Annotated in this window: 14 protein-coding genes and 1 pseudogene; 9 read left to right on the top strand and 6 right to left on the bottom strand. The window is 69.6% G+C overall.

The annotated features are described in order from the left end of the window. Positions 1-117 precede the first annotated feature (117 nt). The gene (locus tag LEL84_RS10490) at positions 118-903 is read left to right on the top strand and encodes a hypothetical protein (RefSeq protein WP_226513996.1); all 786 of its coding nucleotides are present in this window, start codon (positions 118-120) and stop codon (positions 901-903) included. A 26-nt stretch (positions 904-929) separates the two neighbouring features. Here LEL84_RS10490 and LEL84_RS10485 read toward each other — a convergent pair whose 3' ends face one another. Beyond that, positions 930-2,342 carry a serine/threonine-protein kinase gene (locus LEL84_RS10485; protein ID WP_226513995.1) on the bottom strand — a complete coding sequence of 471 codons (1,413 nt, stop codon included), beginning with the start codon at positions 2,340-2,342 and terminating at the stop codon, positions 930-932. A gap of 312 nt (positions 2,343-2,654) precedes the next feature. Between LEL84_RS10485 and LEL84_RS10480 the strand changes: the two genes are divergently transcribed. The 4 genes from LEL84_RS10480 to LEL84_RS10465 are packed head-to-tail and all read left to right on the top strand — an operon-like array spanning position 2,655 to position 5,921. Next, complete coding sequence (locus LEL84_RS10480) at positions 2,655-3,689, top strand: Rossmann-like and DUF2520 domain-containing protein (RefSeq protein WP_226513994.1); 1,035 nt, start codon at positions 2,655-2,657, stop codon at positions 3,687-3,689. A 20-nt stretch (positions 3,690-3,709) separates the two neighbouring features. Continuing rightward, positions 3,710-4,657: a pantoate--beta-alanine ligase gene (gene panC, locus LEL84_RS10475; RefSeq protein WP_226513993.1), complete on the top strand. Its 948-nt coding sequence runs from the start codon at positions 3,710-3,712 to the stop codon at positions 4,655-4,657. 2 nt (positions 4,658-4,659) lie between these two features. Further along, the gene (panD, locus tag LEL84_RS10470) at positions 4,660-5,100 is read left to right on the top strand and encodes an aspartate 1-decarboxylase (RefSeq protein ID WP_065629606.1); all 441 of its coding nucleotides are present in this window, start codon (positions 4,660-4,662) and stop codon (positions 5,098-5,100) included. Positions 5,101-5,117: 17 nt separating this feature from the next. Continuing rightward, the gene (locus tag LEL84_RS10465) at positions 5,118-5,921 is read left to right on the top strand and encodes a type III pantothenate kinase (protein WP_226513992.1); all 804 of its coding nucleotides are present in this window, start codon (positions 5,118-5,120) and stop codon (positions 5,919-5,921) included. Positions 5,922-6,122: 201 nt separating this feature from the next. Here LEL84_RS10465 and LEL84_RS10460 read toward each other — a convergent pair whose 3' ends face one another. Together LEL84_RS10460 and LEL84_RS10455 are read right to left on the bottom strand one after the other, a co-directional pair. Then, positions 6,123-6,710, bottom strand: a complete 588-nt coding sequence (locus LEL84_RS10460) for a TetR/AcrR family transcriptional regulator (RefSeq protein ID WP_226513991.1) — start codon at positions 6,708-6,710, stop codon at positions 6,123-6,125. 39 nt (positions 6,711-6,749) lie between these two features. Further along, positions 6,750-7,685, bottom strand: a complete 936-nt coding sequence (locus LEL84_RS10455) for an SMP-30/gluconolactonase/LRE family protein (RefSeq protein WP_171011629.1) — start codon at positions 7,683-7,685, stop codon at positions 6,750-6,752. A 240-nt stretch (positions 7,686-7,925) separates the two neighbouring features. On the opposite strand from LEL84_RS10455, the gene LEL84_RS10450 reads away from it, so the two are divergent. Beyond that, on the top strand, positions 7,926-8,891 hold the full coding sequence (locus LEL84_RS10450) for an alpha/beta hydrolase (RefSeq protein WP_226513990.1): 966 nt from the start codon (positions 7,926-7,928) through the stop codon (positions 8,889-8,891). A gap of 10 nt (positions 8,892-8,901) precedes the next feature. Here LEL84_RS10450 and LEL84_RS10445 read toward each other — a convergent pair whose 3' ends face one another. Continuing rightward, the gene (locus tag LEL84_RS10445) at positions 8,902-9,405 is read right to left on the bottom strand and encodes a TetR/AcrR family transcriptional regulator (RefSeq protein WP_226513989.1); all 504 of its coding nucleotides are present in this window, start codon (positions 9,403-9,405) and stop codon (positions 8,902-8,904) included. A 48-nt stretch (positions 9,406-9,453) separates the two neighbouring features. Between LEL84_RS10445 and LEL84_RS10440 the strand changes: the two genes are divergently transcribed. The 3 genes from LEL84_RS10440 (at position 9,454) to lysS (ending at position 12,882) form a co-directional block, all read left to right on the top strand. Beyond that, positions 9,454-10,596 (top strand): FAD-dependent oxidoreductase, encoded by a 1,143-nt coding sequence (locus tag LEL84_RS10440; RefSeq protein ID WP_226513988.1) that lies wholly within the window; start codon positions 9,454-9,456, stop codon positions 10,594-10,596. Positions 10,597-10,771: 175 nt separating this feature from the next. After that, complete coding sequence (locus LEL84_RS10435) at positions 10,772-11,254, top strand: rhodanese-like domain-containing protein (RefSeq protein WP_226513987.1); 483 nt, start codon at positions 10,772-10,774, stop codon at positions 11,252-11,254. A 59-nt stretch (positions 11,255-11,313) separates the two neighbouring features. Then, on the top strand, positions 11,314-12,882 hold the full coding sequence (gene lysS / locus LEL84_RS10430; protein ID WP_226513986.1) for a lysine--tRNA ligase: 1,569 nt from the start codon (positions 11,314-11,316) through the stop codon (positions 12,880-12,882). A 96-nt stretch (positions 12,883-12,978) separates the two neighbouring features. Here the strand turns inward: lysS and LEL84_RS10425 are convergent. Then, a pseudogene (locus LEL84_RS10425) lies at positions 12,979-13,191 on the bottom strand (endonuclease domain-containing protein); the annotation flags it as partial. Positions 13,192-13,288: 97 nt separating this feature from the next. Then, positions 13,289-13,411, bottom strand: coding sequence for a hypothetical protein (locus LEL84_RS24725; protein ID WP_264186856.1), 123 nt, complete (start codon positions 13,409-13,411; stop codon positions 13,289-13,291). Between the last annotated feature and the right edge of the window lie 66 nt (positions 13,412-13,477).

Genomic DNA, 13,477 nt, shown 5'->3' with positions numbered 1-13,477 from the left:
GGCCGCTTGCGACGCTGCCGGGTCGCGGTCCGATGCCCCTGTCATCCGTCCGGGTGCATCTGCGGCGTCGCCGCGGATTCGCCGATACGAGTTGGACGATCGCCCTAGTATTCCCGTATGAGCGAGACGCTCGCGGGTGGGGAGTTCGGTCTCGGGCCGGGGTCCGATCCGTCGATGGCCGCGATCCGCCATACCGAGCGCGGGAACGCGGTCAAGCAGTCGCTGGTGAGCACCGCGGTGTTCCTGCCGGTCATCGCGTGGTGGCCGACGGTGTTGTGGCTCTTCACCTTCGACCCGCTCGACGGCACCCCGTTCCCCGAGTACCACGCGAACCTCCAGGCCAACGGTCCCGAGGCGAGCCTGTTGCTCATCTGGTCGCTGACGGCTTTGATGCCGCTGTACATGGTTCTCGTGCTGGGGATCTGGGCTCGTAACCCGATGCGGTCGGGGATCGCGGTGGTGATCGGCGCGGTCGGGGCACTCGGATTCTGGGGTGGTCAGGTCCCGGTCCTGGTGCGATCGGGAGACTACCCCGTGCTCACGTTCTGTTCGGAGCACATGCCCGCCTTCGTCGTGATGCTGATCGTGGCGTGGTCGGTCGCGCGTCGACGTGGATTCTGGTGGGTGCTGGCCATTCCGGTCATCATGCTGCTGGCGATCAACGCGTACGAGGGCTGGGCGTCGAACCCGGTCGACGCGATCGTCGACGGCACCGGGAGACTCCTCGACGTCCCGGCCTCGCAGGTACTGGACCCGTTCTCGCCGAGATTCCGTTCACCGTTCGACGACGTGGTCGACATCGTGGCGGGCATCCTGACCCTGTGGGTGGTCGACGCCGTGTTCGGCGCGTTGTCCAGGCAGGCGCGTGAGCCGCAGAAGTCCCGGCCAGGGAGCTGGCGCTGACGAAATCCGTTGGCACGACGTCGAAGTCAGAACTGCATCGCCACGGCGCGTCCGACGGTGAACGCGATGAACCCCAGGCTCAGCACGACGCCCAAGACGCACAGCACGCGGGCGAACCGCCCGGCCGAACCCGGCTGACCACGGCCGGCGAGATACCAGCCGGCCACGCCGACCGGCAGGCCCAGTCCACCGACGACGCTCAACGGGATCGCCGCCACACCGCATGCGAGCGACGCGGTGGTCCGCCGGGTCGCACCCGGGCCGGGCCGAGGTGGGTCCAGCACCGGTAGATCGCGCGAGGCGCGGACCGTCGACGACCCGGGATCATGCTGGGGGACAGCGTGTCCGGGGAGTCCGGAGTATGCCGTCGCGCCCCGTGCGATGGTGGGCCGAGAGCCGTCGTCCCCCGGCCGGGTGGCACCGGCGACCGGGATCGCAGCAGTGGGTGCGAAGGCGGTCGGGGGCAGCGCCGGCGGTGCGGGTCGGGACATCGGTGGACCGGACATCGGTGCCGCCGCGGCGTGGCCGCGCACGGTGCGCTCCGGCCGCGGTGGCGCCGGGGCGAAGACCGTCGAGTCGATCGCCGAACGGAGCTCGGCGGCAAAGGCGCCCGCCGACGACGGACGGTCTGTCCGGTTCTTCGCGAGACCGGAGCGCACCACGTCGGACACCGCCCTCGGCACGTCGGGACGGAGGTCGGCCAGCTCCGGGGGCGGGGTGCTGAGGTGGTGGTGGATCATCATGGCGGGGGTCCGTGCGGTGAACGGCACTGTGCCCGCGATCAATTCGAAGACGCTGCAGGCCAGTGAGTAGACGTCGCTGCGGGCATCGAGGGTCTCGGCCGAGAGCTGTTCGGGTGACGAATAGGGGAATGAGCCGATGACGAGATCCGTCGAGGTGAGCGAGGTGGCACCACCGTCGGTCGGGCGCGCTATCCCGAAGTCCGCCAGCCGGATACGCCGACGCGTGACGTGCTGGGGGAGTCGCGGATCGGACTCCCCGGGGCTGATCAGGATGTTCGCCGGTTTGACGTCGCGGTGGAGCAGTCCGGAGCGGTGCGCGTGATCGAGCGCCGCGCCGATCGCGTCGCCCACGGCCGCGACGTCGGCGAGCGGGAGCCCGCCGGGGCTGGTGGCGAGCAATGCCGCGGCGTCCGTGCCGGGCACGTACTGCATCGAGATCCAGAGTCGTCCGTCCACTTCGCCCCGGTCGTAGACACTGACGATGCACGGGTGGTCCAGCTGGGCGGCGAGGTCGGCCTCGCGGGTGAACCGGGCTCGGAAGATCGGATCGTTCGACACCTGCTCGGCGAGGACCTTGATCACGTCATGGCGCGGGAGCCGGGGATGGCGGACGAGGTACACCTCACCCATCCCGCCCGCACCGATCCTGCGCACGACCCGGTAACCGGCGAACTCTGTGCCCGGTTCCAAGCTCATGGGCGGGACCTTCGTGTGCGCGGGTGTGTCGATGTCGTCCGGGCCGGCAATCCTGGGCGGACTGCGGCTGTCTCAGACTACGCCGCGTCGGCGCAGGTCACCGGTGGTTCGGTGGATCGGTCGGCACGACCGGCGGATCGACCGGCCGCCCACGAGGTGACACCTGTCACAGACGTTGGCACCGGCCGCGGTGTCGGACCTACTCTTGCTCTGCAACGTCTGGTACCCGTGCCGACCCCGCCGCGATGAGTCCGCTCATGCGACGGAAGTGTCGGCGGAGGCGGGACTGGAACGACACTCTGGAGGACAGCGGTGACCTCACCGAGCGGTGATGCCGGTATGCCGTCTGCACGGCGAACCGGTGGCGACGACGCCTTCGGCGATGGCTCGCACCTCCGTTCCGGTCTCACCGAACCTTTTCCCGGCATGACGAATCTGCCGACGCCCGCTCGCCTCACCGTCGGCCTCGTGTCCGCCGGCCGCGTCGGGACGGCTCTGGGCGAGGCGCTGGAGAAGGCCGGGCACGTGGTCGGAGCCGTGGTGGCGCGGTCGCCCGAGTCCCGGGCCCGCGCGGTGAGTCGACTCCCCGATTCCGAGGTCCTCGACCTCGACGCGGTCGTCGCGCGATCCGAGTTGCTGCTGGTCAGCGTGCCCGACTCCGAGCTCGCCGCCGTGGTCGACGAGATCGCGGCGTCCGACTCGCTCCGTCCGGGGACGATCGTCGCGCACACCGCGGGCGCGCACGGGGTGGCCGTGCTGCAACCGCTGACCGACCGCGGTGCACTCGGGATCGCACTGCATCCGGCGATGACGTTCGTGGGTTCGGAGGACGACACCGCGCGCCTCACCAACGCCTGTTTCGCCATCACCGCCGCCGATGCGGTCGGCGAGGCCATCGCGTCGTCGCTGGTGCTGGAGATGGGCGGTGACCCGGTCCGGATCGCCGAAGCCGATCGCACGCTCTACCACGCCGCGCTGGCCCACGGCGCCAACCACCTGATCGCCTTGATCTCCGACGCGGTCCTCGCACTCAACGCCGCCATCGACCACTCCGGCCGCGACACCGCGACCGTCGACGGACACGGTAACCGCCTCGCCGAACGCATCCTCGGGCCGTTGGCCGCGGCGTCGCTGCGGAATGTGCTGGAACTCGGCCCGTCTGCGCTGACCGGGCCCGTCGCCCGCGGTGACGCGCCCGCGGTCGCCCGACACCTGGCGGCGCTGCGCACCGTCCCCGCCGGCCCGGGACCGCACGGCATCGCCGAGGCATATCGCACACTCGCCCGGCGCGCCGCGGACCACAGCCACGCACCGCAGGCGTTGATCGACGCATTGGAGGACCGATGACATCAAGCGGAGGAGACGGCGTGAGCGGCCCGTCCGACGCACAGCCCACCTACTCGGCCGGCAAGATGACCGTGCATCGAGAGCCGTCGTCGCTGAGCCGCGTCACCCGTGCGCTGCGGGCCGCGGGCAAACGTGTCGTGCTCGTCCCGACCATGGGTGCCCTGCACGCCGGCCATCTGCAGCTCGTCCGGGCCGCCAAGGCGAAGGGCAACACCGTGGTGGTGGTGTCCATCTTCGTCAACCCGTTGCAGTTCGGCGCCGGCGAGGACCTCGACGCCTACCCGCGCACCCTCGACGCCGACCTCGCGCTCCTCGAGCCGCTGGGCGTCGAGCTGGTGTTCGCGCCGTCCGCGTCGTCGATGTACCCGAACGGCCCGCGGACGACGGTGCACCCGGGCGAGGCGGGCCGAATCCTCGACGGGATCTCGCGGCCGACACACTTCGCCGGAATGCTGACGGTGGTCCTCAAGCTGCTCAACATCGTCGGACCCAATGCGGCGTTCTTCGGTGAGAAGGACTATCAGCAGCTGGTGCTCATCAAGCAGATGGTGACCGACCTGAACCTCGACGTCGACATCGTCGGCGTCCCGACCGTCCGCGAGTCCGACGGGCTGGCAATGTCGTCACGCAACCGCTACCTCACCCCGGAGCAGCGGGAGCTGGCGACGACGCTCTCGGCGTCGCTCGTCGCGGGGGCCCACGCGGCCGAAGGCGGACGCGAAGCCATCCTCGCCGCCGCACGGTCGGTGCTCGCCACGGTCCCGGAGATCGAGGTCGACTACCTGGACCTGCGCGGGCGTCAGCTCGAGGAACCACCGGAGAAGGGCGCGGGACGGCTGCTCGTCGCCGCCCGGCTCGGCGGCGCACGCCTGATCGACAACGTCGGCGTGACGGTCGGCGGCGTCGCCGCGCTCGAAGAAGAAATCGCCTGGACCAACGCCACCACAACCACGACAGAGGGACGATGACCATGTTGCGCACCATGATGACCTCGAAGATCCACCGCGCCACCGTGACCCAGGCCGACCTGCACTACGTCGGCTCGGTGACCATCGACTCCGATCTGCTCGACGCCGCGGGCCTGCTCGAGGGTGAGCAGGTCACGATCGTCGACATCGACAACGGCGCCCGGCTGGTGACCTACGCGATCGCCGGCGAGCGTGGCAGCGGTGTCATCGGGATCAACGGTGCGGCTGCGCATCTCGTCCACCCGGGCGATCTCGTCATCATCATCGCCTACAGCATGCTCGATGCGGCCGAGCTGCGTGAGTACTCGCCGAACGTGGTGTTCGTCGACGCGCAGAACCGCATCGTGACCACGGGCGACGATCCGGCCGACGTACCCGCGGGGTCGGGCCTGCTCGACCCGCGTCACCTCGACGGTCCGATCTTCGCCGACGCCTCGCTCTGACGCGGCGACGACCTTCGATGCTGCTCACCGTCGACGTCGGCAACACCAACATCCATCTCGGCGTGTACGCCGGGGTCGGGGACCATGCACGGCTGGTGCGGGACTGGCGCATCCACACCGACCCGCACTACACGGCAGACGAATTGGCCTGGGCGTTCCGCGGCATGCTCGGCGACGACATCGACCAGGTCACCGGTGTGAGCGCGTTGTCGACGGTGCCGTCGCTCCTCCGTGAACTCCGGGTCATGGTGCCGCGCTATTTCGGCAACGGTCCCCATGTCCTGCTCGAACCGGGGGTACGCACGGGAGTTCCGCTCCTGGTCGACAACCCCAAGGAGGTCGGCACCGACCGGGTCGCCAATTGTCTGGCCGCCCATCACGAATTCGGCGGCCCCTGCATCGTGGTGGCGTTCGGCACCGCGACGGTCGTCGACGCGGTCTCGGCGTCGGGCGAGTTCCTCGGCGGGGCGATCGCACCCGGGGTGAACCTCGCCGTCGAGGCGCTGTCCGAACACACGGTCACCGTTCGGAAGGTCGAGTTGATGCCGCCGCGCGGTGTGCTCGGCAAGAACACCGTCGAGGCGTTGCAGTCGGGCATCCTCTACGGCTTCGCCGGTCAGGTGGACGGACTGGTCGATCGTGTCTGCGACACCGTCCCGGGATTCGACGGCGACGACGTCACCGTCGTCGCGACCGGATACCTCGCCCCGCTCATGTTCGACGAGTGTCGTTCGCTCACCGATCATCACCCACATCTGACCCTGGAGGGGCTACGCCTGGTCCACGAACGGGCCAAGGCCAATCCGCGTCGCGGGAAGTAGATCTAGTGTCCCGCGCCGGAAATTCGTTGATGATTGCGACGCCCAGGCGGCGCCTCGCTTCGTTGGCGTCGTCGCAGGTACATCCAGTAGCTGCGTCCTCCGCCGCCTCGCGATGCATCCACCTGGACCGCCGAACTCATGAAACGAATTTCCGACCCGGGACACCAGGCGAACCGAACAACGGCACGGGGATTCGTCGCGTCAACGGTGCGCGCGGAGTGCTGCCTCGGTGTAGGCCGTGATGCGGTCGGTCAAGTCGTCGGCGGTGAGGTCGGCGCCGGCCAGCTGGTGGATCTGGGCGTCGACGGCGGCGAAGGCGAGCCGGAGGTCGGCGGCCGCGGACTGCGCCGTCCAGCCGTCGGCGACGAGATGGGCGCTCAACCGGTCGATCAGCGAATCGATCAGGGTGGTGTACTCCGTGGCCAGGCGTGTCGGGTCGGCCAGTTCGCGCAGCCGCCCATGGGCGCGGCCGTGTGTCGAGTTCTCGCGGACCGCGACCTCGATCACCGCATGAAGCACCTCCGGCCACGGGCACGAACCGGGCGGGTGGTCGTCGAGAACGGCCGTCATCGCCCCGGCGGCCGCGTCGAGATGGCGGAGCGCCAGTTCGTCGAAGATCGCCTGCTTGTCGCCGAAGTACTGATAGATCGAGCCCACCGACACCCCGGCCTTCTCGGCGATGCGGTTGGTCGTCATCTCCGCGCCCTCGGTGCCGAGAAGCTGGGTGGCCGCCTCGAGAATCGTGTCGACGGTGAACGAAGAGCGTTGTTGCCGTGGCTTTTTGCGCATCTTCTCGGTTCCTCGCGTTCGCGCGGCGGAGGAGTGGACTCACCGACCGATCGAGAGGGTCAGCAGGGCCCCCGATTCGGTTCCGGCCACGAGGCGACCGGCCGAACCGGGTACCGCTGCGAGGGCGGTCACCGGGTGCCCGACGTTCGCGGTGCAGATCCGAGCGGAATCGAGGTCCACGAGGTGGACCTGGCCGGTGGTCGACGACACGGCGAGCCGCCCGGGGGCCACCTCGGTGAGATCGTCGAGCACACCCGGCAGGGGTGCGGCGAGATCGGCCGCCACCGAGTATGCGGCGGGATCGTCGAGCGGGACGCGCAGCACGCGGCCCGTCGCGCTGACGGTCAGCGTGACGTAGAGATCCCGACCGACGATCACGGCGCCGTTGACCCCGGTTCCGTTGACCGTGGCACTCGGACTCAGATTCTTCGGCGCCGCGGCCGACCAGGCGCGATCGATGGAACCGTCCGGGCGGATCCGGACGACCCCGAGCCGCCCGTCGGAAACGTACACGTCGCCGGTGCGGTCCACGGCCAGCCCGTTCGGCATGCCGAGTCCGCGTGCGAAGACGGTCGCCGGCGTAGAGGGCGTGCGCGGGTCGATCCGCAGCACCTCGCCGACCAGCGGGGACCCCGGCAGCATGTTGACCGGCGAGTCGCCCGAGGCGATGTAGAGGAGACCGTCCGGGCCTCGGCGAACGGCGCCGGGTGACTCGACGCGGACGCGCGCCGTGACCCGGCCCTGCTGGTCACGTCTCTCGACGACGTTCTCGAGAATCCGCGACACCCACAGGTTCCCGGCTGCGTCATAGCCGACGTTCTCCGACCATCCGGTCGGCGTCGGCGACGGAACGACCTCCGTCACCATCACGTGGGCGCATCCGGGCGCCGCCGCGGCCGTCGGCGCCTGGAGTCCGAGAACCGCCGACACCATCACCACCACCGCCACCGCACCCACTTGCGAAGACACTCGCATCGCACACCGCCTCACCGTCGGCCCACACCGTATCGCGTCGCAGTTCGTCGACGCCCGACATTCTCGCCGATGTGATGGATCGTCGGCTCCGTGCCCCTCGGCGTCGAGAAGCTGAGTGCGTGCCCCGGAGACCAGGTCGATGGTGAACGAATGCTGTTGGCGCGGTAGACGTTTCCTCATCGTCTCGACCCGGGTGGAATGCGAGTTGTCTGTCTTCCTCTGGGGTTCGACGATGGATACATGATCCGCCGATCCGGAACCCCCGAGTCCTACCTTCGGTTCCTGCCCGAGCCGTGGCGGTCCGTCGCCGCCGGGGTCGCGGCCGAATCCACCTGGTGGACCTGGCCGTCGAGCTCCGGCCGGGCGTGCGGGGAGGTCGACGTCCACATTCTGCGGGCGCGCCGGAGCGCGGCACCGCTGCGCGTGCTGCTGCTGCACGGCGGTGGCGGACACAGTGCCCTGGTCTGGCCGCTGGGCGCGATCCTCGCGAACGAGGGGTTCGAGGTCCTCGCCCCCGATCTGCCGCAGTACGGACGCACGCGGGTGGCGGATCCGGGGAGGGTCCGCTACCAGGACTGGGTCGATCTGATCTGCGATCTCGTGGCGGCCGAGAACGAGGACGATCCGCGTCCACTCATCGTGCTTGGTGCGAGTCTCGGTGGGATGCTTGCCTACGAGGTCGCGAGCCGGACCGGACGGGTGGCCGCGGTCGTCGCGACCTGCCTGCTCGATCTGGCCGGGGATCCCGACGCGCGTCGAGCCGTCGCGCGTAAGCCGGCGCTCGGTCGCCTCACCCCGCTGATGCCGGTGCTCGCCCGCGTCGGGGTGCTCGCCCGGATGCGGTTTCCGATCCGCTGGGTGGCGCCGATGTCGGCGATGAGTCTCGACCCGGACCTGTCCCGGGCCTGTGTCGACGACCGTCTCGGTGCCGGATCGTCGGTGTCGTTGGGATTCCTGGCGGACCTGATGACGCACGAGGTGCCGCCCCCTGAGGAGTATGGGGGTCCACGAGTGTTGCTCGTCCACCCGGCGAGCGACTCGTGGACGCCGCCGGAGGTCAGCGTGCGCTTCGCGCGACGGATCGCGGCGCGCGCCGACATCCATCTGCTGACCGGCTGCGGGCACTTCCCGGTCGAACAGCCCGGTGTCGACGAGCTCGCGGCACACCTCCGTGCGCTGGCCGCCGATCTCATCGGGACGACGTGACCCCGGATCGTCAGCGGAACGCGCGCAGCAGGGGAGTGGGATCGTGGTCGGCATCGGTGCCGTCGGAGTTCCGCAGGAGCGCGTCGAGGACGAGGCCGTCGAGCGCGGCGACCAGTTGCCGGGCCTCGGTGCGGGGCAGCCCGGCGTCGACGAGTCCGTCGACGTAGCGCTCCCGATGCCCGACCATCGCCCGTCGCAGGTCCTCGTCGCGTGTCGCCAGGAGCATGAGCTCATACCGCGCCCTGGTACGGACGCGGTCACTGCCCAGCCAGCGGGCGATCACCTCCTGGGTCGACTCGCCCTCGGCGGCCCGATCCCCGGTGAACACATGCTCGACGAGAGCCGCGAGGAAACCGCTCTGACCGCCGAAGTGGTGCCGGACGCTTCCATGTGGCACCCCCGAGGCGTCTTCGACCGCGCGTGCCGACGCCTGCCGGCTCCCGACGGTGCCGATGAGGCTGATGCCGGTATCGAGTAGAAGGTCACGCGTCGATCCATTGGCTGATTTCTCCACGCGGAGAATTTTATCTGCTAGTTTCTTCTCCATGTGGAGAACAGTCTCATGAAGGTCGTCGTGGTGGGAGCCGGGATCGCCGGCCTGTGTACCGCGGTCGGACTGGCGTCGACGGGTGCCCGGGTGACGGTCGTCGAGCGCGCGCCCGAGGTACGCGGCGGGGGTGCCGGCCTGAGCATCTTCGCCAACGGGGTCCGCGCACTCGACGCGTTGGGTATGCGGTCGGTCCTCGGCGACGCCGCGGCGCCGACCCCGCCGACGAGCGGAACCCGGACACCGGGCGGGCGATGGCTCAGTCGGTTCGATCCGGCGTCGCTGACCGACATGCGCGTCGTCCGCCGCACCGATCTCCACGCGGCCCTCCTTGCCGCCGCGGCCGACGTCGTGGACATCAGGACGGGTTCCGGCGTCGATGACGCCGTGCCCGACCGCGGTCTCGTGCGACTGTCCGACGGCACCGAGATCGGTGACTGCGACCTGATCGTCGGCGCCGACGGTCTGCGCAGCCGGGTGCGTGCCGCGGTCGTCGAGGACCCGGGCGTCCGGCGATGTGGCTACTCCGCGTGGCGGGCCATCACGACGACCCCGGTGTCGGTCGACGCGGCCGGCGAGACGACCGGACGTGGGGCGCGTTTCGGGATTGCGCCGCTCCCTGACGGGCATGTCTACTGGTTCGCCTCGGTGTCGGACGACGGGGGCGACACGGAGGGTGGTCTCGATGCAGTGCGGCAACGGTTTTCGGGGTGGCATCGACCGATCGGGGAGTTGCTCGACGCCACCGATCCGGCGACCGTCGGATACCTGCCGATCGAGGAGCTCGCCAAGCCGCTGCCCACGTTCGTCAGAGCGGGCCGGGGGTGCTCGAGTGTTCTCGTCGGCGACGCCGCCCACGCGATGACCCCGAACCTGGGTCAAGGTGCCAACCAGGCGATGGAGGACGCGGCCACCCTGACCGCGCTGCTACGTCGGCACGGCCGCGCTGACCTCGACGAGGCGTTGCGCACCTACGACCGGCTCCGACGCCCGCGGACCCAGCGGATCGCGCGGCAGGCGTCGACGATCGGCCGGGTCGGGCAACTGCGTGCCGGCCCCGCTGTCTGGGCGCGCGATCTCGCTCTGCGCATGACGCCCGACGCCGTCCTGAACGCGCAGATGCGACGCGTGCAGCGGTGGCAGCCGCCGGAAGTGTGACGACGTCGGTGTGACGACCTCGGTCGGGTCGGGGTCTGGCCGGTGCGGGTGTGCTGTGGCATACTCGTGGCCGTGATCACGAGCTGTCGGGAGTGTTGTCAGGGCTAGTACCGCGTCTGCGGCTGCCCTCCTTCGCGCTCCCCGCTCGATCTCGATCACCTGAGGACTCCCTCTCATGACCGCTTCGGTTGCTTCTTCTGTTCGTCCTTCTTCCGCCGGTACGGTGTTCGCCCCTGCTTCGGTGTTTGCCGCTGTTCCGCCGACCGTCGCCCCGGCCCCGTCTGCGCCGCTGTCGTTGCGGGTCGAGGACTACGCGTCCGCCGTCGCCGCCGGTGCCACCCCCGTCGACGTCCGCTCCCACCGGCGCCGTCAGCTCGACGGCGCACTGTTCGGGGCCCTGGCCATCGACGCCGTCGAGGTTCTCGACCGGCTCACCCCGGACACCCCGGACTCACTGCGCGTCGCCCGGCCGGAATCACGATGGATCCTCGTCAGCGAGGACGGGCACGAGGCCGAATGGCTCGCCTGGCACCTGCAGGCGCGCGGGGTGCACGGCGCGGTGTTCGTCGTCGGCGGGCACCGTCGGATGCGGTCGGCACGGGTCAACGGTCGGATTCGGCCCGACGACCTCGCCGTCATCTCCGCCCACGAGAGCTGAACCCGCCCAGGCCGACCCGGTTGTGGCCGCGGTCACCACGCGGCAGTGAGTTGGAGTCGATGACCGGCCCCGATAGGGTGCGTGGGGTGAGTGACAGCCCGACCAGCACCGCCACCCCCGAAGCGACCGACGAGCAGACGCCCGAGCAGTTGCGCATCCGCCGCGAGAAGCGTGAGCGGATTCTGGCCGAGGGTCGTGAGGCCTACCCGGTCGCGATCCCGCGCACCCACAGCCTCGGTGAGATCCGCGCCGCCTACCCCGACCTCGAGGCCGGTACCGAGACCGGACTGCACGTCGGCGTGAGCGGACGCGTGATCTTCTTGCGCAACAAGGGCAAGCTCTGCTTCGCCACGCTGCAGGAGGGCGACGGCACGCAGCTGCAGGCGATGGTCAGCTTCAACGGCGTCGGCGAGGAAGCGCTGGCGCGGTGGAAGTCCGAGGTGGACCTCGGGGACATCGTGTTCATCTCGGGCGAGGTCATCAGCTCGCGCACCGGCGAACTCTCGGTGATGGCCGACGGCTGGCAGATGGCGTCGAAGTCGTTGCGGCCGTTGCCCGTCGCGCACAAGGACATGAACGAGGAGACTCGCGTCCGGCAGCGCTACGTCGACCTCATCATGCGCCCGGAGGCCCGCAGCATCGCCCGCACCCGGATCTCGGTGATCGCCGAACTCCGTGCGGCGCTGGGCCGTCGGGGTTTCCTCGAGGTCGAGACCCCGATGCTGCAGACCCTGCACGGCGGGGCGGCCGCGCGACCGTTCGTCACGCACTCCAACGCCTTCGACATCGACCTGTTCCTGCGCATCGCACCGGAGCTGTTCCTCAAGCGCTGTGTGGTCGGCGGCATCGAGCGCGTCTTCGAGATCAACCGCAACTTCCGCAACGAGGGTGCCGACTCCACGCACTCGCCGGAGTTCGCGATGCTCGAGACCTATCAGGCCTACGGCACCTACGACGACTCCGCCGTCATGATCCGCGAACTGGTGCAAGAGGTTTCGCAGGCGGCGCTCGGCACCCAGACCCCGACCATGCCGGACGGTTCCACCTACGACCTCTCGGGCGAGTGGACCGCACTCGAGATGTACCCGTCGCTGTCGGAGGCGCTGGGCGAGCAGATCGTCCCGGCCGGCGCCGACGGCGAGTCCACCGTCGAGCAGTTGCTGGCCATCGCGGCGCGCGTCGGCCTCGAGATCCCGAAGGACAAGGGATACGGGCACGGCAAGCTCGTCGAGGAACTGTGGGAACACATGGTCGGCGCGAAGTTGGACCGTCCGGTCTTCGTCCGCGACTTCCCGGTCGAGACCTCGCCGCTCGTCCGCGCACATCGGTCGCAGATCGGCGTCGTGGAGAAGTGGGACCTCTACGTACGCGGCTTCGAGCTGGCGACCGGATACTCCGAACTCGTCGACCCCGTCATCCAGCGTGAGCGCTTCGCCGACCAGGCCCGCCTGGCCGCCGCCGGCGACGACGAGGCGATGGTCCTCGACGAAGAGTTCCTCGCCGCGATGGAGTACGGCATGCCCCCGACCACCGGCACCGGCATGGGCATCGACCGCCTGCTGATGGCCCTCACCGGCCTCGGCATCCGCGACACCATCCTGTTCCCGCTGGTGAAGCCCCGCTCCTGACCGGGATTTCGTAGCGCGGATACGCGCTATATCCGCATCTACGCTACGGATTTCCGTGTTCCAGGTGAACCGGAGGACAGTCCAGCCGTTGGCGACGACGTCGTTCTGTCGGGTGCGGTCTCGCTGGAATGCGACGGCGTCACTATGGAAAGCCATCCCATCGATCTCGATGGCGATCTTCGACGCCTCGAACGCGAAGTCGAGGACGTAGCCACACGCCGGCGTGTTGGCCGACCACCCCGTGAACCCGCTGCCGTCGAGTAGCTTCGCGGTGATCCGCTCCGCCTCCGACCTCGCGCCCGACGACATCGCCTCCAGCATCGCCCGCGCGCGTGGCGAACCCCGACGAGCCGCATCCGCATCCGATCGTCGACCGTCCGATCGGCCACCCGGAAGACACCTCGCGTCACCCGGACCCACTGTCCGGTCCGGACCCGATGCCGTCGGCCGATACGCCGTGCGAGTGTGCCTGATGCGTGGTGAAGACGCCGTCGTGGGAAGCGATCATGGCGCGCAGGTCGTCGGTCATACACACTTCGACGCACCGCACGTCCGGCCGGTTCCCAGCCCCGAATTTCGTAGCGTCAGTAAGTGA

It is taken from the genome of Gordonia sp. WA4-43 (assembly GCF_020520305.1).
Lineage (GTDB): Bacteria > Actinomycetota > Actinomycetes > Mycobacteriales > Mycobacteriaceae > Gordonia > Gordonia hongkongensis.
The sequence above is the reverse complement of the archived record's forward strand: the minus strand, read 5'-3'. Positions and strand labels throughout refer to the sequence as shown.